Origin of the sequence: Microbacterium salsuginis (assembly GCF_012524205.1) — a bacterium.
GTDB classification, from domain to species: domain Bacteria; phylum Actinomycetota; class Actinomycetes; order Actinomycetales; family Microbacteriaceae; genus Microbacterium; species Microbacterium salsuginis.
The window spans coordinates 244,859-263,062 of sequence record NZ_JABACI010000006.1 but is presented as its reverse complement, the minus strand read 5'-3'; the positions used below and the strand labels follow the sequence as shown (position 1 = coordinate 263,062).

Genomic DNA, 18,204 nt, shown 5'->3' with positions numbered 1-18,204 from the left:
GCCCGCCATTTCACCAGTTTGCGGAGTGGGCTGGGTGGGTGGTACCGGTCGCGGCTGACGGAGAGGATCATGCCGGTTTCGGGGTGGGTGAGGACCCGCATCCATTTGCTGTCCCCACCGCACAACTCCCGTGCCTTGGGAAGGGGGATGGGGCCGATGCCTTCCACGACCGGCGGATCACATGATGCCGCCGCCTCCTCGTTCAGCAGGGCCAGGGCGGGGACGGTGACCACCACGGTGGCACGAATCCCGGAGCCTGCTGCCGGTGTCGCGGTGGTGGTGCCGTCGATGAGCAGGTCGCACACCACATCCGCGCGCACCTGATCCAACCTCCGGGGATCCGCCACGCTCCGGCCCTGATCGGTCCGGTCGGTCTGGTCCGTCCGGTCGGTCTGGTCGTTCTGGTTGTCGGCTCGGCGGCCGGTGATGGTCTTGGCGATCGCGGTGACCCGCCCGTGGATGGCATGCAGTTCCACCAGCGGCCCGTACACGGACAGGGTGCCCATGCCGTCCGCTCCGGGGTCGACCCAGATCCGCCGCTCCCGCACCGCGTCCCGGTGGCGTTGTTCCAACGTGGCTGCCTGCACGGTCTGGATCAGGGTACGCAGCGCCCGCCGGAACGTGCCCACCGGCTCCGCCTCCGCCAACTCCACCGCCCGACCCACGACCCGGTCCCGCAGGTCCGCGGGGACCTCGTCGATGAGGTCCACGAGCACGTCGGCGTGTTTCTCGGTGATCCGCCCCGCCCCCAACGACGCCAGCACAGCCGGGTACCGGTGTACGAGCGCTTCGGCTTGGGCGAGGAGCCGGCCGGCGGTGTACTCGGTGACCCGCATCGCCGCGGCCAGCTCCAACCGGATCGACCGCTCCACAATGTCCAACACCCCCACCCCACGACCGACCGCCTCCGCCAGCAACTCCCGCCGCATCGCCTGGATCCGCACCAAGCGTTCCGCGGCGAACACCGACATCATCGTCGCCGTCTCGGTCACCAGATCCACCACATCCGGCACCGGCATCCACTCCACCACATCCGCAATCCCGCCCGCACCCCACGGATCCCACGGATCGAACTCCGAACCATCTGCCATACACCAACACTAGTACGTATGTACTAATCGAGCAAGATCAAATGTCGCCTCTGCTCCGACACGCAATGCACCGCCCGGCCTGGAGTTCCTATCGCTCCTCTGCCGCTACAGCGAGCGAGCCGAGACAACCATCGTCAATCCGTTCGACTCAGTGGCACCGTCCCGCGCGCCCGGGACGCCCGACCACTCGTGCGCGCCGCCTCTTCACGGTGGCCCTGTCACCGATCGGATCGTATGCTCCCACCATGGTTACCGAGGATGCGCCTGCCGCGGGCGTCACAGCCGCGGAGCCGGCAAAGCTGGCTCGAGCGCTCGTCGCGGAGAACTCCTATCTGACTCTTGCGACCGCCGGTGGCGACGGCATCCCCTGGGCATGTCCCGTCTGGTTCGCGGCACGCGATCTCGATGTCTTCGTCTGGGCGTCGAAGCCGGGCGCCCGGCATTCACGCAACATCGAGGAGAATTCGCGAGTCTCGCTCGTGATCTTCGACTCGAGCAGACCGCCGGGGGAGGGGAGTGCCTTCTACGTCGAGGCAACGGCCGAACTCGTCGACGAGTCGGTGTTCGCGGATGCGCTCGCGATCTACAACGCGCGGTCTGTGGAACGAGGACTGGGGGAGTGGGATCCCGCGCAACTTCGTGAGCCGGCCCGTCATCGCCTGTACCGAGCGTTCGCTCTGGAGTCGTTCGTGCTCGACGATCACGACGAACGGGTCAGGGTCTCGTAGTCGCCACACGACACGAGGCGACGGGGCGGACGCGTCGGCACCGCTCAATCGAGGAGGTGCCGAAGGTAGCGCTCCGGGGCGGCGAGGTAGGACCTCCAGTGCTGGACGAGTTCGAGGTCCTCCCAGCGAGCCTCGCGAAGTCCCCACTCACCGACTTCCACGATCTTCGCGCCGGGGAGCGACGCGAGCACGGGAGAGTGCGTCGCACACAGGACCTGCCCGCCTTCGGCCGAAATCCGGTGCAAGGTCGAGATCAAGGTGAGCGTGGACGCGAACGACAGCGCGGCCTCGGGCTCATCGAGGCAGTAGAAGCCGGGGGAGTCGAACCGAGTGTCGAGCACCGCCAGGAACGACTCGCCGTGGCTCATCTCGTGGAAGACCGGCTCTGCGCGCGTCGACGGATTCTCCTCGAGATACGTGTAGAACGAGTGCATGGTCTCGGCGCGGAGGAAATAGCCCCATCGCGGGGACCCGATCCCGCGCTGCAGTCGCAGCCAATCCGAGAGCATCGACTCGGAGCGTCGCGTACTGTGACGTGCCGAGGTGGAACCGCCCTCGGGGGAGAACCCGAAGGCCATCGCCACCGCCTCGAGCAGGGTGGACTTGCCCGACCCGTTCTCGCCGACGAGGAACGTCACGCCAGGGGCCAGCTCGAGACCCTCGTCGAGCACCTGTGCCACCGCAGGGATCGTCGCCGGCCACTGCCCGCGATCACCCGACGGAGCATCGTCGCGGGGGGCGATCGCGACGACAGGGGGTTGTCGGAAGTCTGCCGGGCGCACCCTGGCAGTGTCGCACGGCCCCGCGACCTCCTGCGGTCGCGCCGCTACGCCGAGAGCAGTCGCTCACGCACCTCGCGGCGCAGCACCTTGCCGATCAGCGAGCGCGGAAGGTCCTCGACGGCGACGATACGTCGCGGCACCTTGTACGCGGCGAGCCGGGTGCGGCAGTAGTCGCGCAGCGCCTCGACGTCCAGCTCGGCGCCCTCGCGGAGAACGATCGCCGCCGCGACCTCTTCGCCGCCGCTCGACCGCGGCAAGGGCACGACGGCCGCTCCGACGACGTCAGGGTGAGCCTCGAGCGCGTCCTCGACCTCGGTGGGCGACACGTTGAAGCCGCCGGTGATGATGAGCTCTTTCAGCCGGTCCACGATCGTGACGAACCCGTCCGCCGAGACCGAAGCGATATCGCCCGTGCGCAGCCACCCTCCCGGCAGAAGCGCCGCCGCGGTTTCTCCCGGCCGTCCCCAGTACCCCTGGAAGACCTGAGGACCTCGGATGAGCAGCTCTCCGGACTCGCCCAGCGGCCGATCGACGGTGGGGTCGTCCGGATCGACGACACGGATCTCGGTACTCGGGAACGGCACGCCGACGGTGCCTGGCCTGCGCGTCGGGCCGATCGGGTTTCCCAGGGCGACCGGGGAGGTCTCTGTCATCCCGTAGCCCTCCACGAGAAGACCGCCTGTCGCCTCTTCCCATCTGTCCACGGTGGCGACAGGGAGGCTCATCGCTCCCGAGATGGCGAACCGGACCGTCGAGAGATCGAGCGTGCCGCGGGACGCGGCGCGCGCCAGCTGGTCGTAGATGGGAGGGACCGCCGGCAGAAATGTCGGGGAGGTCTTGCGCGCGGCATCCCTCACGAGATCCAGGTCGAACTTCGGGAAGAGCACGAGCCGCGCGCCGATGCTCATCGCGAAGGTGAGACACAGCGTCATCCCGTACGCGTGGAAGAGCGGAAGCACACCGTAGAAGACCTCCTCGCCCTCCACCAGTCCCGGCACCCATGCCCGGCCCTGCAGGGCGTTGGCGAGCAGATTCGAATGCGTGAGAATCGCCCCCTTCGGGGTTCCCGTCGTGCCGCTGGTGTACTGCAGCAGTGCGATGTCGCCGACAGCCGGACCGGCGACCCGCCGTGAGACCCGGCGATGGCCGAGCAGTCTGCTCCAGCTCACCGTGCCTCTGGTCGTGGGCGTCGTCGTGAGCTGCGCCCGCGACGCGCGGGCTCGGGCGACGGGGGCGCGCAAGAGCAGGCGTTTGGCGAAGGGGAGGGCGGCTGTGATGTCCACGCTGACGATCCGCTCGAGTTTCAGATCGGACGGGAAGTCGGCCAGCGTGTCCACGGTCTTGTCCCACGCGATCGCGATGCGCGCGCCGTGGTCCTCGAACTGGTGGCGCAGTTCGCGAGCGGTGTAGAGCGGATTGTGCTCGATCACGATGGCGCCCAGGCGGAGCGCGGCATAGAACGCCACGACGTGCTGCGGACAGTTCGGCAGGACGATCGCGACGCGATCTCCCTTGCGCACGCCGAGCCGGCGCAGGCCCTCTGCGGCACGCTCGATCTGCTCGCCCAGATCGCTGTATCTCGTCACGGCGCCGAAGAACTCCAGCGCCGGACGCCGCCCGAAGGTGCGCACGCTTTCAGCCATCATCTCTGTCAAGGTCTGCGTCGGCTCGTCGATCTCGGCGGGAACACCGTCCGCGTACGCGGAAAGCCACGGCCTCGACTCAAAGGGGTTGCTCGACATGCTTCCATCCTGCCCGCGATGCGGACGGCATGGTCGCTGCGTGCGGGACGGGCGGCTCTACCCTTCCCGTCGCGGTGCGACGCTGGGGTCCAGAGCGACCACCACGTGAGGATCGTCGACGGATGCCTCGGGCACGGCCCAGATGCGCACCTCCGAGCCGAGTGCGGGCACCTGCGGCTGGAGCAGCGCCCGATCCGCGTTCGACCCGCTGCTTCGGTACCACCGCGCCCGGACTTCCCGACCGTCGTCGGTGCGCACAGCGACGATGAAGGACGAAACGCTCCCGTGCTCGGTGAGCCGGACGTCGCGGTCGACGATCGTCGCGACCGTCGACCGCGCGTTCGCGCGCGTCGCCTCCCAGCGCGCGGACAGCCGTCGCTCACGGCGCGCTGATCGGCGCGATTCGAGCAGGGCGAGCGCGCACCCGAAGAGGAACAACGCGGGCAGGACGGTGAAGATCAGATTGAACCACCAGCCGGGGGAGTCGCCCGCCCATAGGCCGGTGAGAAGCACAGCGCTTCCCGCTGCCGCCGCGGCCAGCAGGGCCCACAGCACCAACGCGGCCCCGGCGGTGATCCTCTGTCCGAACGGCACGGACTCCGGTGCAGCACCGAGATCGTCATGGTCGGCGACGAGGTGCACGACGTTGGCCGCCGGCGCGTCGTCGATGGTTTCGGCCTTCATGGCGCGAAGCGTACCGGTCGAAGGCAACCGGCCCGTTGCCGTCTCTAGGCGTCCGACCGTTCCAGCCACGACAGGATCGCCCGGTTGGTCTCCTCCGGCCTCTCCTGCTGGATCCAATGGCCGCAATCGAGACTGACGACTTCGGCATGAGGTACGAAATCCGTCAGGCGATCGGACCTCTGCACCGCATCGCGGTCACCGTAGATCATGAGCGTGGGCTGCCGGATGATCGGGTCCGCATCCGCCAGCAACCTCCAGTTGCGATCGAGGTTCCGGTACCAGTTCACGCTGCCGGTGAACCCCGTCGACTCGAACGCCGAGACGAAGACCGCCAGCTCTCCGTCGGTCATGACGGGGTCGCCGAGTGGTGTCTCGGTCCTCGCGAGTTCGATCAGCGCCATCCCGGGCCGTGGCTCTGCGGGTGGGACGTTCTTGCGGTACAGGTTGCGAAGGAACTGGGAGGTGTTCTCGTTGAAAACAGCGTCCGCGACACCTGGCCGGCGATTGAAGTGGACGAAGTAGAAGTCGCCGCCGAGCACCTCTTCCATGACCTCGATCCAGGGCCGCTCTCCGCGCGCCTGGTAGGGGAGGCTCAAGTTGATCACCCGGTTCACGCGGTCCGGATGCAGCAGGGTCAGCCCCCATACGACCATCGCACCCCAGTCGTGACCGATGAAGGTGGCATCCGCGTACCCGTAATGATCAAGGAGCGCGACAAGATCGCCCGACAGGTGCTCGATGTCGTAGTCCGTGACCTCGATCGGGCGGGATGAGTTGCCGTAGCCTCGCTGGTTCGGGACGATGACGTGGTAGCCGGCTGCGACGAGCGCGGGCACTTGGTAGCGCCACGAATATGCGTGCTCCGGCCAGCCGTGACAGAGCACGATCGGGTTTCCGGCGTTCTCTCGCCCGGCTTCGAAGACTTCGAGCCTGACGCCGTTGACGGGGATGAGGGTGGGCTCCGGAAAGCCGCTGGAATGGGTCATCGTCTCTGTCCTTCTGTGTCGTTTGATCGTGTCTGTCACGGTAGGTCGCATTGTGGACACGATCGGACCTAAATACCTGACAGGCTCAGAAAATGCGAGATGATCCCACCGGACGGGCGCTGCACCTGCTGTCGCTCCTTCAGGCTCATCGATGGTGGCGAGCCGCGGAGCTCGCCGAACGCTTGGAGGTCACGGAGCGCACGGTGCGCCGCGACATCGACCGGCTGCGAGACCTCGGGTATCCGGTTGACGCCGTCACCGGAAAGTACGGGGGATACCGACTGGCCGCGGGGTCGCACGTGCCACCCTTGGTCCTCGACGACGACGAGGCGGTCGCGGTCGCTGTCGGACTGCGCTATGCCGCGGAGGCCGCAATCGGCGGCATGGAGGAGACTTCGCTGCGTGCGCTGACGAAGATCGAACTGCTCCTGCCGCAGCGGTTGCGCCGACGGGTCTCGGCGCTGCATTCGAGCGTCTCGTCGATACGGTGGGAGCCCGACAACGACGCGGTCCATCCCGAAGCCCTCAGCGTGCTGGCGGCGGCGTGCCGCGAGCAGGAGGAGGTGCGCTTCGACTACCGCGGCCGCGACGGCAACGACACGCATCGCCGCGTCGAGCCGCATCAGCTGGTCACCACCGGACAGCGCTGGTATCTCGTCGCGTGGGATCAGGAGCGCAGCGACTGGCGCACATTCCGGCTGGACCGGCTGCAGCGGCCCACACGGGCGGGTGGGCGATTCACACCGCGTCAGATTCCCGGCGACGGTGCGGCGGACTTCGTCGAGCGCTCACTCGAGTCGGTGATCCCGAAGAAGTGAGCCAACGGAAGCGCGGCCGCCACAGGATTCCCGGTCTCTCAGGGGAGTCGGGGACCCGGGACTCACAACCGACGATTCTCCGCGAACTGACATAATGTGGATTATCGGCTATCTCTGGTGACGACGGGATGCCGGAGCCGGGCAGCATCCCGTCCGTACATCGCGGCATGATCGAGCAACTCTCATCGACCTGTCCGTCGCGCGATCTTCAGCATGAAAGCACGAAGATCGTCGAGCCGGTCCGCCATGCACGCACGTCAGACGGTCCAGGCACCCTCGCGCATGAGCACCCGGCCGGCAAGCTCGTTCGATTCGCGCCAGGCCTGGATCTTCAACGGTCGCAACACGAGGAACACGTATCCGGCGAGTCCACGCGGGTCCCAGTCCGCCTGCGCCGCGTATGCCTCGCCGATGACCGCATCGTCGTCGACACCCACGGACCGCTCGAGCACGGCATCCATCAGCACGACGTCTCGCGTCGATCCGACGGCGAGCCGCGCGCGCCCACCGCCGGCGATGTTGCGCGCCGTCACCGAGCCGCCGTCCAGCGCGATCACCGCGCGGTCGTCCACCCACGCGAGCGACAGCGGGACGAGATGCGGTTCGCCGTTTCCCGATGCCGTCGCGACCCAGACATCCGCCGCGGGCGCGGTCAGCAGCTTCAGCGCGTCGACCTTGCGGGTGGCGCGATCTCGGGGCTCGGGCATCCGTGGTGTCCTTTCGTCGGCGCGAGCCATTCTGGCAGAGCCGCACCGATTCGGACCCGCGGCGCCATGTCTCTACGCTCGAAGCATGCTGGAGTCGCTCACCGGGTTCGTGGTGGTGGGCGTCGCGATCGTCGTCGGCTGGATCATCGGCCGCATCGACCTGCTCGGCGAGCATGCACGACCGGTGCTGGCCCGCCTCACGTTCTTCGTGCTCTCGCCGTTCCTGCTGTTCGTCGTGCTCGCGCAGGCCGACGTGCGCACGCTCTTCTCGGCGCTGCTGCCGGTCTCGGCGATCGCCGCGGTGACCGTCATCGCCGCCTATGCGCTCATCGCCCGCCTGGCGTGGCGACGCTCGGTCGGCGAGACCCTGATCGGCGCGCTGAGCGCCGGCCAGGTGAACTCCAACAACATCGGGATCCCGTTGTCGGTGTATCTGCTGGGCAGCGCGGCCTATCCGGCGCCGGTGATCCTGATGCAGCTGCTGGTCTTCACGCCCATCACGATGGCGATCCTGGATGCCGTCACCACGACACGCTCATCGCTGTGGCGCGCGATCGTCAAGGTCGCGACGAACCCCATCGTGCTCGGCTCGGTGCTGGGCACGCTCGTCTCGGTCTCGGGGGTCGATCTCCCGCCGATCGTGATGGAGCCGGCACAGCTTCTCGCCGATGCCTGCGTGCCGCTCCTCCTGATCGCCTACGGGATCTCACTGCACGGTCAGCGCGTGCTCGGCGCGTCCGGCCGCCGGCGCGACATCGTTCTGGCCGCGACCCTCAAGCTCGTCGCCATGCCCGTCCTGGCGTGGGCGGTCGCCGAGTTCGTGTTCGGCCTGTCAGCGCACGACGTGCTGATCGTGACAGTGCTCGCGGCTCTGCCGACCGCGCACAACGTCTTCAACTACTCCCAGCGCTACGACGTCGGCGAGACGATCTCGCGCGACGCCGTGTTCTTGACCACAGTCGGATGCGTCCCGGTGCTCATCGCGATCACCCTGCTCCTCGGGTGATGCGCGAGATCATGCCCGGACGAGATCTCGAACACTCCCGATCACCAGCCGCACACCGCCGTCGGCCCGCAGCACGGTCATCAGCGTGTGCGTGCAGCTGCGGCACCGGATGATGGCCGCCTCGTCGTCGAGTTCGACGACGGCCTCGGCGAGCGGCCCCACCGAGCCGCACGCGCCACACGTTCCTCTCATCGTCGTGGCGTCGACCGCGAAGATCTCGGCGAGCAGTCCCGCCGCGGCGTTGCCGTCGACACGGGTCATGGCGTTCTGAGCGCGCATCATGCACCTCCGAATCGTTCGGTCCTGATCCGCCCGGGCTCATGCCCGAGCGCCACGAGCGCGTCGGCGACATGCTCGACGAAGCCCGTCGGTCCGCATACGTAGACGATCGGCGCCCGCGCCGGGTCCCAGATCGCCGCACGCAACGCCTCGGCGTCCAGTCGTCCGGTCCGTCCGCCCCATCCGGCGGGCGCCTCACGCGTGTACGCCCACGTGACCGGCACTCCCCCATCATCGGCGCCTCGCACGAGCTCATCGCGATATATCGCGTCTTCCGCGCGGCGAACGGAGTACAGGAGCCGGAAGGATGCTGTCGCCCCCGCATCCGTCGCCGCCCTCGCCATCGCCATCAGCGGAACGATCCCCGACCCTCCCGCCACGAGCTGAACGGGGGCCTCTCCCCCGGCTCGCCACACGAAGTAGCCGCCGAGAGGTCCCTTCACCTCGAGCTCGTCACCGACCTCGACATCGCGCACGAGGTACGGCGAGACCTCGCCGTCGGGAACCTCGTCGACGGCGAGCTCGACCACCTCACCGGCGCCATAAGAGCCCAGCGAGTACGAGCGCACCGCCTGATACCCGTCCTCCGCGGTCAGCCGCACGTCGACGTGCTGCCCGGCATCGTTCCCCGGCCACTCGTCGACGGCCAGTCGCAGGATGCGCGCGGACGGCGTGACGGCGGTCGCATCCACGACGCGGGCACCACGCCATCCGCCGACCGTCACCAATACCGCTCCTCGGTCCAGGGGTCGCCGTGCATGTTGTAGCCGTTCTGCTCCCAGAACCCCGGCTCGTCATCGTCCATGAGCGTCAGTCCGCGCACCCACTTCGCGCTCTTCCAGAAGTAGAGATGGGGAATGAGCAATCGGGCCGGGCCGCCGTGCTCGGGGTCGAGCGGCTCGCCCTCGAACTCGAACGCGACCCACGCGCGGCCGTCCCGCACCTCGTCGAGTGGGATGTTCGTCGTGTAGCCGCCATACGAATGCGCCATGGCGTACGAGGCATCCGACTCGACGTACTCGAGCAGCGTGTCGAGCGAGACGCCGCGCCACGATGTGCCGAGCTTCGACCACCGCGTCACGCAGTGGATGTCGGTGTGCACGTCCTCGATCGGCAGCGACAGGAACTCGTCCCACGTCCACGACACCAGCGCGCCGGCCTCGGTGCGGATGTCGAACCGCCACTCATCGAGTTCGATGCGCGGGGTCGGTCCGGCCGACAGGACCGGGAAATCCTCGGTCAGATACTGCCCGGGTGGCAGACGCGGATCGCTCTCGCGTCGACGTGCGCCGAACCCCCTGGAGATGACTGCCATCCGCGCTCCCCTTCCGTGCGACCTGCCGCCACGCTCACGGTAGCGCGCGGATCGCGACACACGCAGATTCTGGCGCCAGAGTTCGAGTTCGGGTCTAAGCTTTAGCCGCACCACGTTCAGGGAACTCTCAGAAAGGACCCTCCCATGTCCACCGAATCCGCGGCCGAGAAGTCGGCCGTCAACGGCATCCGCACCGCCCTCGGGATCGGCGGCGTCCTCGCGGTCATCGTCGGCATCCTGATCCTCGTCTGGCCCGGCAAGACCGCCATGGTGGTGACCGCGATCATCGCGATCTACGCCATCGCCGCGGGCCTCGTCTACGCCGGTCTCGGGATCTTCTCCAAGACGAAGGGCGGCTGGGCGCGCGTCGGGCACATCCTGCTCGGCATCCTGTTCATCATCGGCGGCGTCGTCGCCCTGTTCAACCTGGGCCAGACCGCGGTCTGGCTCGCGCTGTTCATCGGCATCCTCGTCGGCATCATGTGGATCGTCGAGGGCGTCGTCTCGCTCTCCACGCTCGGCGACGCCGCCTCGAAGGGCTGGACGATCTTCTTCGCGATCCTCAGCATCATCGCGGGCATCGTCGTGCTGTTCTCGCCCATCTGGGGCACGGTCGTGCTGTGGTGGCTGCTGGGCATCTCGCTCGTCGTCCTCGGCATCATCAACATCGTCCGCGCGTTCACGTTCGGCAAGCGCGACCTCTGATCCGCGCCTGATCGAGAACGGCCCCGGAAGCAATGCTTCCGGGGCCGTTCTGTTGCCTCCAGTGGTCAGGACACCGGCAAGTGGCGCTGCCACCAGTCGAGGACGGCCTCGAAGCGCTGCACGCGATGCCGCGGCTGCCCCGACCGGGTGAGCTCGTGGTTCTCGCCCGGGAAGACGAGCATCTCGGCCTCGGTGCCCTGTCGCTTGAGCGCAGAGTAGTAGCGCGTCGCCTGCTCCAGCGGGCAGCGGAAATCGAGTTCGCTGTGGATCACGAACGTGGGCGTCGTGACCTGACCCACCACGGCCATCGGGCTCTGCCGCGCGATGTCGTCGGCCGACAGGCCCACGTACTCGTCGCCGAAGAACGTGCCGATGTCGCTCGTGCCCTGAAAGCTGACCGGATCGAGGAAGCCGCGCTCCACGATGGCGCCCGCGAACCGGTGATCGTGTGCGATCACCCACGCGGTGAGGTAGCCGCCGTACGAGCCGCCCATCACACCGACGCGCTGACCGTCCAGGCGCGCGTCGTCGGCGATGGCGCCGTCGAGGAAGTCGATGACGTCGGCGAAGTCGAGGGTGCCCATCTGCTGCCGGATGCTGCGCCCATGCGCCCTTCCGTATCCCGCGGAGCCGCGGGGGTTGCAGTAGACGACCGCATAGCCCGCGTCGACGAGCACCTGGGTCTCGTCGAACAAGTGGATGCCGTACGAGGCATACGGCCCGCCGTGGATCTGCAGGATGACGGGGAACGGCCCGTCACCCTCGGGCGTGGCCACCCAGCCGTGCACCGGATAGCCGTCCCGTCCGTCGACGGTGAGCTCGCGCGGGAGGGCGATTCCGGATGCCGCGGCCCCGGCACCGAAGGCCGTCAGAGTGCGCGCCTCCCCCGCCTCGATCAGGACCAGTTCGCCGAAGGAATCGGGTCGCGCCACCGACGCGAGGATCCGCCCGTCGTGCGCTGCGTGCCCGCCGACCTCGACGTCGCCGCCCAGCACCTCGGAGATCTCACCGGCGCGTGTCACCCGTACAAGCCGGACACGCCCGCGCGTGACATCCTGCACGAGGAACCCCTCACCGTCGACGGTGATGTGGCTGTCGCCGAGCTCGATCGTCTCGGCATCGGTGAGCCGGCGCGGACCGTCGGGCTCGATCAGAAAGAGACCGACGCCCGGCGCGATGAAGTCGATGCCGTCGCCGACCTCGTGGGCGAGCACGGCGACCGTGCCGTCACCGGCGACCTCGACGCCGTCCAGCGAGAGGCCTGCGTCGACGCCCAGGAGCTCGCGCTCACCCGATCCGTCGACGGCGAAGGCCACCAGGCGCGACCGAAGATCACGACGGTCGGGCTCGATGACGTCCGGCACCGAGATCAATTCCCGACCGTCTGCGGTGAACGCGAGGCCGCTGTAGGAGCTGTCACCGGATGTGAGCTGGCGCGCCTCGGCGGCGACGATCGTCTTCGTCGGCGCCTCGGCGTCGTCGGCACGCACGGCAGCGGCCGGCTCGTAGAACGGCTCGCCCTCCACCGAGGGAACCGGGATCACGAAGACATGGGCCGGGCGATCGGCGACGTAGCCGACACCGTTGGCATGCCACCGGATGCCGGTGATGTGGCGCGGAGCCTCGGCCGCGGCATCCAGCCCCTCCACGCTGCCGTAGCGGCCGTCCTCGGGAACGCGCGCCAGGAAGGCGAGCGTCGCCCCGTCCGGCGACCACGCGAAATGCTCGACGCCCAGGACGGCGTCGGTGGCCTGGACGGGCTCACCGCCGGCAGCCGCGACGACGTGCACCTGCGGCTTGCCCTTGGCATCGGCGCGGACGAACGCGAGCCGCGTGCCATCCGGCGAGAGTCTCGGAGAAGCATCCGCCGTCCCTCGCGTGAGACGCCGCGGCGCACCATCCGGAAGATCCACGCGCCACACCTGACCCACGGCACGATTCGCGACGAGATCCGGCCGGGACGTCGCGAAGACCGCGAACGATCCGTCGGGGGCGATGTCGGGGCGACCGACCGAGATGAGCTTGTCGATGTCTTCGGCGCGCACCGGTCACTCCCCCGCGAACGACGAGACGTCGCCGACGAGACGGGTATTGCCGGCGGGAACCGGGTCGAGCGCGGCCGCGGCGACCTCGGCCGCGAACTCCGACACGTTGTACAGCTTGCCGGCGTCTTCGCGACGGGCCGCGATCGCCCCGGGGTTGGCGCGCTCCAGCAGGGTGGCCGTGATGGTGCCTTCGATCATGTCGCCCGACACGACGACGAACTCGACACCGCGCTCGGCCAGAGCGGGGATGCGCTCGCGGAGGGCGTCTTCGCCCGCTCGCTTCGACAGTGCGACAGGCTCGTACTCGGGCATGGTGGGCGTCGTGCGGATGAAGTGCGCCTGGTGACTGGTGACGAACACCACGCGTGATCCCTCGCGCAGCAGAGGCAGGGCAGTCTCGAGCACTCGCACCTGCGCGTCGCGGTTCAGCTGCAGCGCGTAGTCCTCGGCCATGCCCGACTCCATGCCGCCGGAGGCGTTGAGCACGAGGATGTCCAGTCCGCCGAACGCGCGCTCGACCTCGTCGAACATCGCCTGCACAGAGGCGGAATCGGTGAGATCCGCGCCCACGACCAGCACCTCCACGCCGAGTTCGCGCAGCTGAGCACCGAGCTTCTCGGCTCGGGGAGCCTTGTTGCGGTAGTTGATGACGACGTTCGCTCCCGCCTCGGCGAGATAACGCGCGGTGTCGGCGCCGATGCCGCGCGAGGAGCCGGTCACGAGAGCCGTCCGGCCGCTCAGCGAACCGGCGGGAAGCGGTGTGGAATTCGGGTCGTTTGACACAGTCACCCAACGACCCTACCTGGTAGGTTCGAGGCAAGAGGAGGCGCATCGTGGAGCTCATCCAGACCGTCGAACAGTGGGCGTGGATCGGCTGGCTCGTGCTGATCCTCGCGTTTCTCGTCATCGAGATGCTCACGCTCGATTTCACCTTCCTGATGCTGAGCATCGGCGGACTCGCCGGCCTCGGCTCCGACCTGCTCGGCGCGCCGCTGTGGCTGCAGGTGATCATCGCGGCCGCCGTCGCGGCCATCCTCGTGCTCGTACTGAGGCCCCCGCTGCTGCGACGACTCCGTCGCGGCGAGGACCCGACGCTGTCCAACGTCGACGCGCTCCTCGGCCTGCGCGGAACGGTGGTGTCGACGGTCGGCATCCACAGCGGTCAGGTCAAGCTCGCGAACGGGGACGTCTGGACCGCACGTACGGAGGCCGGCGAGCTCGAACCCGGCATGTCCGTGCGCGTCAGCCGCATCGACGGCGCGACCGCCGTCGTCAGCTCGCTCGAACAGCCCGGAACGACCCCGCACCCCGACCAGGAGCACCGCATATGAACGATCTCGAGTCCGTCATCCCCGCGGCGATCGGGTGGCTCCTCGCGATCGCGGTCTTCATCTTCGTGCTGGTCGTCATCGCACGCTCGATCCGGATCATCCCGCAGGCCAGCGCGGGGATCGTGGAGCGTCTGGGGCGCTATCACAAGACACTCATGCCCGGGTTGAACCTTCTCGTGCCCTTCGTCGACCGGCTCCGGCCGCTGATCGACATGCGCGAGCAGGTCGTGTCGTTCCCGCCGCAGCCGGTCATCACCGAAGACAACCTCGTGGTGTCGATCGACACCGTCGTGTACTTCCAGGTCACGGACGCGCGTGCGGCCACCTATGAGATCGCCAACTACCTGGGCGCCGTCGAGCAGCTGACCACCACGACGCTGCGCAACGTCGTCGGCGGGCTCAACCTCGAAGAAGCGCTGACGAGCCGCGACAACATCAACGGGCAGCTGCGCGTCGTCCTCGACGAGGCCACCGGCAAGTGGGGCATCCGCGTCGGCCGTGTCGAGTTGAAGGCGATCGATCCGCCCCACTCCATCCAGGACTCCATGGAGAAGCAGATGCGCGCCGAGCGCGACCGCCGCGCTGCGATCCTGACCGCCGAAGGCTCGAAGCAGTCGCAGATCCTCGAGGCCGAGGGTCGCCGGCAGGCCGAGATCCTCAAGGCCGAGGGCGACAAGCAGGCCGCCGTCCTGCGCGCTCAGGGCGAGGCCGAGGCGATCGAGATGGTCTTCAACGCGATCCACGTCGGCGACCCCGATGAGAAGCTCCTCGCCTATCAGTACCTGCAGACCCTCCCGAAGATCTCCGAGAGCCCGTCGAGCAAGCTGTGGATCATCCCCAGCGAGCTCACCGAGGCGCTCAAGGGAATCGGCGACGCCTTCGGCGGCCGCGCATCGACCTACCCGCCCTCGCCGTCACGCCCGCCACGCGGGAGCGGACGCTCGAGCACGACGGCCGACGAAGCGCTGGCGCAGGCCCAGGCAGCGGCATCCACCGCCGACGACATCGCTGCGCAGGCCCGGGAATCCACGCCCGGAGCCGCGGGCGTCGACCCCGCACCCTGACCCCGGGATGCCGCACCCCTGGTTCGAGGGAGCCGCCACGCCGCGCGTCCTCGCGCATCGTGGACTGGTGACTCCCGAGGACGCCGCCGGCGGCATCGCGGAGAACTCCTTCGCCGCCGTCGCCGCGGCCCACTCGGCGGGAGCCGCGTACATCGAGTCGGACTGCCATCTCACCGCCGACGGCGTGGTGGTGCTGTTCCACGACGACGATCTGTCGCGCGTCACGGGCGACCCGCGACGCGTCGCCGACGTCTCGTCGCACGACCTCGAAGCGCTGATGGCTGCGCGCGGGGGCCTCATCACCCTGCGGCAGGCACTCGAGACGTTCCCGGACGTGAGGTTCAACCTCGACGTGAAGGCCGAGGGCGCTGCGGAGCCTGTGGGCAGGGCAGTGGCCGCGCACGGCGAACGCGTGCTGCTGACGAGCTTCTCCGACGCGCGGCGCCTCGCCGCGCTCGCTGCCGCTCACGAGGCAGGCGGGAGCATCCGACCCGCGACATCGGCCGGAACCCGCACGATCGCGCGGGTCCTCGCGGCCGTCGCGTCCCGCTCCGACCGGCTCGTCGCCCGCGCACTCGGCGCCGTCGACGCACTGCAGGTTCCCGAGCGTCAGGGCCGTCTGCGCGTCGTCTCGCCGCGGCTGATCGCCGCCGCCCATCGGCACGGGGTGGAGGTCCACGTGTGGACCGTGAACCACCCCGACGACATGCGCCGACTCGTGGACATGGGTGTGGATGGTATCGTGACGGATCGCGCTGACGTCGCCCTTGCGACGCTGGCCTGAACCCGACCGGCGGCGTCCCGCGCCCGCTGTGCATCCACTGTGAAATGCCGCCCAACTCGGCTGCTTCGGATGATCCCCACAGGTGGCTTCGTTATACCTGTACAGCGACGAGAGGACCACAAAATGGCAGACCGCAGTCTGCGCGGCATCCGACTCGGCGCCCAGAGCCTACAGAGCGAAGAGGGCGTCGTGTTCCATGAACGCGCACAGCACACCTACACCTGCACATCGTGCGGACGTGACACGATTCTGACCTTCGCGGCCGATGCCGAAGTCCCGCCGGCTTGGGAGTGCCGCACCTGCGGCGCCGAAGCACTGCTGCGGGTGGGCGACGGCACGGCGACCGTCGATCACTCCGGTGACAAGACCCCGCGCAGCCACTGGGACATGCTGCTCGAGCGTCGTACGCTGCCCGAGCTCGAAGAGCTCCTCGAGGAGCGTCTCGCCTATGTCCGCGCCCGGCGCGGCGCCGGCGAGGACATGACGGTCGACAAGCTCAGCGCCTGATCCCCGATCCGCGACGCCGGCCCTACGGGGCCGGCGTTTTCGCGTGCCGGCGTGCCCGCAGGCGCACGACCAGACCGAACGCCACGAGCGCCGCCACACTCCCCCACGACAGCACGCCGTGCACCCACGGTCCGACGATCACCGCGGGGGTCAGGCCGGTGTGAAGCGGCACGTCGGTGAGCATGTGGCCGGGTTCGTCGGCCGGCAGCCCCTCGATGGTCGTACCGTCCGTGGCGATGACCTGGCTCGTTCCCACGGTCGAGAGATTCACCACGGCGCGTCCGGTCTCGATGGCCCGCAGCCGAGCCACCGCGAGCTGCTGCAGGTTCTCGTCAGTGCCGCGGAAGTCCGCGTTGTTGGTCTGGAACAGGTACACCCTCGCGCCGTCGCGTGCGCCTTCCCAGACCAGGGCGTCGTAGATCACGTCGAAGCAGATGGCGAGACCCGCCAGAGTGCCGTCGATGTCGAACACCGGAGTGTTCCGGCCCGGCGTGTAGTCTCGCCCGATCATGCGGATCAGATCCGGCGCAATGGCGTCGTAGAACACCCGATCAGGGACGTATTCTCCGAACGGCACCGGGTTCCGCTTGTCGTACGTCTGCTGGACGCCCTCTCCGGCGCGCCACAGGAACGACATGTTGAAGTAGGCGTCGCCTCGCTGATCGATGCGGTTGGCGAGCAGCGGTGCGTCCAGCTGCCGCGAGACTCGGTCGAGGGCGGATGCCGCAGTCAGCGATTCCGCCGGGTCCAGGTCGACACTCCCCTCCGGCCACAGCACGACGTCCACGTCCTCCGCACCGAACAGCGGCATCGTCGCCTCGTACTGGGTCTCGAGGACGTCGCCGGCAGTGCGCTCGTCGAAATACCCTGCGGGACCGTTGCCCTGGACGCTCGCGACGCGCATGGTGCCGGCGGGCGTCGTCTGCCATGCGGGGACCAGAGCGAGCACCGCCACGACCGCGACAAGGGCCATCGGCGGGAGGAGATTGCGCGACCGGCGTGACCGGCCGCGCCGGGGCATCCGCACCATCTCGATCGCAGCTGCGACGACAGCCACGACGAGGAACGTCAATCCCGCCGTACCCGTCCACGACACCACCTCGATAAGGGGCCCGTTCACCTGGCTCGTGCCCACGCGCCCCCATGGGAAGCCGCCGTACGGGAAGCCGCCCGTGACGGCCTCGCGGGCGGTCCACAGGCCCGCCACCACCGCCGGCAGCAGGACGAGCCGGGCGCGGCGTCCTGCTGTCACACGGGGCACCCAGCGGTAGGCGAGCGCGATGAGCGCAGCGCCCGCAGCCACGAACAGCGCCTCGAATGCGGAGAGCGCGAGCCACGGTACCGGGCCCACCCACTCGGACGTGAAATCGACGTTCATCAGGTAGAAAGCCAGGCCATACGCCAGGCCTGCCAAGAACGCCCCGCCGATGCGTCGTCCGATCAGAGCCAGCAGGCCCAGCGCGACCGAGATGAACGCCATCGGCCACCAGGCGACGGACGGGAACGCGACGTCGAGCAGCAGACCCCCGGCGGCCGACACCGGCACGGCCGCCCACAGCGGGAGCAGCGGGCGCGGTGCGGCGTCGGAAGGCACGGAGTCCACCCTAAGCGAGCACAGACGCCTGTTCTG

The 18,204-nt window shown here is 68.6% G+C and carries 20 protein-coding genes; 8 read left to right on the top strand and 12 right to left on the bottom strand.

The window, feature by feature from the left end:
- On the bottom strand, nt 1-1,091 hold a 1,091-nt coding region (locus HF576_RS19985), incomplete at its 3' end, for a DUF222 domain-containing protein (RefSeq protein ID WP_168914588.1).
- 245 nt (nt 1,092-1,336) lie between these two features.
- On the opposite strand from HF576_RS19985, the gene HF576_RS19980 reads away from it, so the two are divergent.
- On the top strand, nt 1,337-1,819 hold the full coding sequence (locus HF576_RS19980) for a pyridoxamine 5'-phosphate oxidase family protein (protein WP_168914587.1): 483 nt from the start codon (nt 1,337-1,339) through the stop codon (nt 1,817-1,819).
- A gap of 44 nt (nt 1,820-1,863) precedes the next feature.
- Here HF576_RS19980 and HF576_RS19975 read toward each other — a convergent pair whose 3' ends face one another.
- From HF576_RS19975 to HF576_RS19960, 4 genes are all read right to left on the bottom strand, one after another.
- Complete coding sequence (locus tag HF576_RS19975; RefSeq protein WP_425523027.1) at nt 1,864-2,562, bottom strand: AAA family ATPase; 699 nt, start codon at nt 2,560-2,562, stop codon at nt 1,864-1,866.
- An 83-nt stretch (nt 2,563-2,645) separates the two neighbouring features.
- The gene (locus HF576_RS19970) at nt 2,646-4,343 is read right to left on the bottom strand and encodes a long-chain-fatty-acid--CoA ligase (protein WP_168914585.1); all 1,698 of its coding nucleotides are present in this window, start codon (nt 4,341-4,343) and stop codon (nt 2,646-2,648) included.
- Between the two features lie 57 nt (nt 4,344-4,400).
- Nucleotides 4,401-5,027, bottom strand: coding sequence for a hypothetical protein (locus HF576_RS19965; RefSeq protein ID WP_168914584.1), 627 nt, complete (start codon nt 5,025-5,027; stop codon nt 4,401-4,403).
- Nucleotides 5,028-5,071: 44 nt separating this feature from the next.
- Complete coding sequence (locus HF576_RS19960; protein ID WP_168914583.1) at nt 5,072-6,013, bottom strand: alpha/beta fold hydrolase; 942 nt, start codon at nt 6,011-6,013, stop codon at nt 5,072-5,074.
- A 92-nt stretch (nt 6,014-6,105) separates the two neighbouring features.
- Between HF576_RS19960 and HF576_RS19955 the strand changes: the two genes are divergently transcribed.
- A complete protein-coding gene (locus HF576_RS19955; RefSeq protein WP_168914582.1) occupies nt 6,106-6,831 on the top strand; it encodes a helix-turn-helix transcriptional regulator in 726 nt (241 codons plus the stop codon).
- Between the two features lie 257 nt (nt 6,832-7,088).
- Here HF576_RS19955 and HF576_RS19950 read toward each other — a convergent pair whose 3' ends face one another.
- Nucleotides 7,089-7,538, bottom strand: coding sequence for a pyridoxamine 5'-phosphate oxidase family protein (locus tag HF576_RS19950; RefSeq protein ID WP_168914581.1), 450 nt, complete (start codon nt 7,536-7,538; stop codon nt 7,089-7,091).
- An 85-nt stretch (nt 7,539-7,623) separates the two neighbouring features.
- Here HF576_RS19950 and HF576_RS19945 point away from each other — a divergent pair, with 85 nt between their 5' ends.
- A complete protein-coding gene (locus tag HF576_RS19945) occupies nt 7,624-8,544 on the top strand; it encodes an AEC family transporter (RefSeq protein WP_168914580.1) in 921 nt (306 codons plus the stop codon).
- A gap of 9 nt (nt 8,545-8,553) precedes the next feature.
- Here the strand turns inward: HF576_RS19945 and HF576_RS19940 are convergent, their stop codons facing one another.
- The 3 genes from HF576_RS19940 to HF576_RS19930 are packed head-to-tail and all read right to left on the bottom strand — an operon-like array spanning nt 8,554 to nt 10,138.
- Nucleotides 8,554-8,826, bottom strand: coding sequence for a DUF6510 family protein (locus tag HF576_RS19940; RefSeq protein WP_240949050.1), 273 nt, complete (start codon nt 8,824-8,826; stop codon nt 8,554-8,556).
- Nucleotides 8,823-9,548, bottom strand: a complete 726-nt coding sequence (locus tag HF576_RS19935; protein ID WP_168914579.1) for an FAD-binding oxidoreductase — start codon at nt 9,546-9,548, stop codon at nt 8,823-8,825. The genes HF576_RS19940 and HF576_RS19935 overlap by 4 nt, the downstream gene beginning before the upstream one ends.
- Nucleotides 9,545-10,138 (bottom strand): sulfite oxidase-like oxidoreductase, encoded by a 594-nt coding sequence (locus HF576_RS19930; RefSeq protein WP_168914578.1) that lies wholly within the window; start codon nt 10,136-10,138, stop codon nt 9,545-9,547. The genes HF576_RS19935 and HF576_RS19930 overlap by 4 nt, the downstream gene beginning before the upstream one ends.
- 144 nt (nt 10,139-10,282) lie before the next feature.
- Between HF576_RS19930 and HF576_RS19925 the strand changes: the two genes are divergently transcribed.
- Nucleotides 10,283-10,843 (top strand): HdeD family acid-resistance protein, encoded by a 561-nt coding sequence (locus tag HF576_RS19925; RefSeq protein WP_168914577.1) that lies wholly within the window; start codon nt 10,283-10,285, stop codon nt 10,841-10,843.
- Between the two features lie 65 nt (nt 10,844-10,908).
- Here the strand turns inward: HF576_RS19925 and HF576_RS19920 are convergent, their stop codons facing one another.
- Entirely contained in the window at nt 10,909-12,888 is a 1,980-nt protein-coding gene (locus tag HF576_RS19920; protein ID WP_168914576.1) for a prolyl oligopeptidase family serine peptidase, read from the bottom strand.
- A gap of 3 nt (nt 12,889-12,891) precedes the next feature.
- Complete coding sequence (locus tag HF576_RS19915) at nt 12,892-13,677, bottom strand: SDR family oxidoreductase (RefSeq protein ID WP_168914575.1); 786 nt, start codon at nt 13,675-13,677, stop codon at nt 12,892-12,894.
- A gap of 44 nt (nt 13,678-13,721) precedes the next feature.
- Here HF576_RS19915 and HF576_RS19910 point away from each other — a divergent pair, with 44 nt between their 5' ends.
- The 4 genes from HF576_RS19910 to HF576_RS19895 all read left to right on the top strand — a co-directional run bounded on the left by HF576_RS19910 (nt 13,722) and on the right by HF576_RS19895 (nt 16,574).
- Nucleotides 13,722-14,219 (top strand): NfeD family protein, encoded by a 498-nt coding sequence (locus HF576_RS19910; protein WP_343234364.1) that lies wholly within the window; start codon nt 13,722-13,724, stop codon nt 14,217-14,219.
- Nucleotides 14,216-15,283 (top strand): SPFH domain-containing protein, encoded by a 1,068-nt coding sequence (locus HF576_RS19905; protein WP_168914574.1) that lies wholly within the window; start codon nt 14,216-14,218, stop codon nt 15,281-15,283. Before HF576_RS19910 ends, HF576_RS19905 begins: the two co-directional genes overlap by 4 nt.
- A gap of 7 nt (nt 15,284-15,290) precedes the next feature.
- Nucleotides 15,291-16,067, top strand: a complete 777-nt coding sequence (locus HF576_RS19900; protein WP_168914573.1) for a glycerophosphodiester phosphodiesterase family protein — start codon at nt 15,291-15,293, stop codon at nt 16,065-16,067.
- A 123-nt stretch (nt 16,068-16,190) separates the two neighbouring features.
- The gene (locus tag HF576_RS19895; protein ID WP_168914572.1) at nt 16,191-16,574 is read left to right on the top strand and encodes an RNA polymerase-binding protein RbpA; all 384 of its coding nucleotides are present in this window, start codon (nt 16,191-16,193) and stop codon (nt 16,572-16,574) included.
- 22 nt (nt 16,575-16,596) lie between these two features.
- Here the strand turns inward: HF576_RS19895 and lnt are convergent, their stop codons facing one another.
- Nucleotides 16,597-18,168, bottom strand: a complete 1,572-nt coding sequence (gene lnt, locus HF576_RS19890) for an apolipoprotein N-acyltransferase (RefSeq protein ID WP_343234363.1) — start codon at nt 18,166-18,168, stop codon at nt 16,597-16,599.
- Nucleotides 18,169-18,204 lie beyond the last annotated feature (36 nt).

What these genes read in the sequence shown, in the direction of transcription:
- HF576_RS19980 (WP_168914587.1), top strand. Translation starts at nt 1,337, where the DNA reads ATGGTTACCGAGGATGCGCCTGCCGCGGGCGTCACAGCCGCGGAGCCG.
- HF576_RS19970 (WP_168914585.1), bottom strand. Translation starts at nt 4,343, where the DNA reads ATGTCGAGCAACCCCTTTGAGTCGAGGCCGTGGCTTTCCGCGTACGCG.
- HF576_RS19965 (WP_168914584.1), bottom strand. Translation starts at nt 5,027, where the DNA reads ATGAAGGCCGAAACCATCGACGACGCGCCGGCGGCCAACGTCGTGCAC.
- HF576_RS19960 (WP_168914583.1), bottom strand. Translation starts at nt 6,013, where the DNA reads ATGACCCATTCCAGCGGCTTTCCGGAGCCCACCCTCATCCCCGTCAAC.
- HF576_RS19955 (WP_168914582.1), top strand. Translation starts at nt 6,106, where the DNA reads ATGCGAGATGATCCCACCGGACGGGCGCTGCACCTGCTGTCGCTCCTT.
- HF576_RS19950 (WP_168914581.1), bottom strand. Translation starts at nt 7,538, where the DNA reads ATGCCCGAGCCCCGAGATCGCGCCACCCGCAAGGTCGACGCGCTGAAG.
- HF576_RS19945 (WP_168914580.1), top strand. Translation starts at nt 7,624, where the DNA reads ATGCTGGAGTCGCTCACCGGGTTCGTGGTGGTGGGCGTCGCGATCGTC.
- HF576_RS19940 (WP_240949050.1), bottom strand. Translation starts at nt 8,826, where the DNA reads ATGATGCGCGCTCAGAACGCCATGACCCGTGTCGACGGCAACGCCGCG.
- HF576_RS19930 (WP_168914578.1), bottom strand. Translation starts at nt 10,138, where the DNA reads ATGGCAGTCATCTCCAGGGGGTTCGGCGCACGTCGACGCGAGAGCGAT.
- HF576_RS19925 (WP_168914577.1), top strand. Translation starts at nt 10,283, where the DNA reads ATGTCCACCGAATCCGCGGCCGAGAAGTCGGCCGTCAACGGCATCCGC.
- HF576_RS19905 (WP_168914574.1), top strand. Translation starts at nt 14,216, where the DNA reads ATGAACGATCTCGAGTCCGTCATCCCCGCGGCGATCGGGTGGCTCCTC.
- HF576_RS19900 (WP_168914573.1), top strand. Translation starts at nt 15,291, where the DNA reads ATGCCGCACCCCTGGTTCGAGGGAGCCGCCACGCCGCGCGTCCTCGCG.
- HF576_RS19895 (WP_168914572.1), top strand. Translation starts at nt 16,191, where the DNA reads ATGGCAGACCGCAGTCTGCGCGGCATCCGACTCGGCGCCCAGAGCCTA.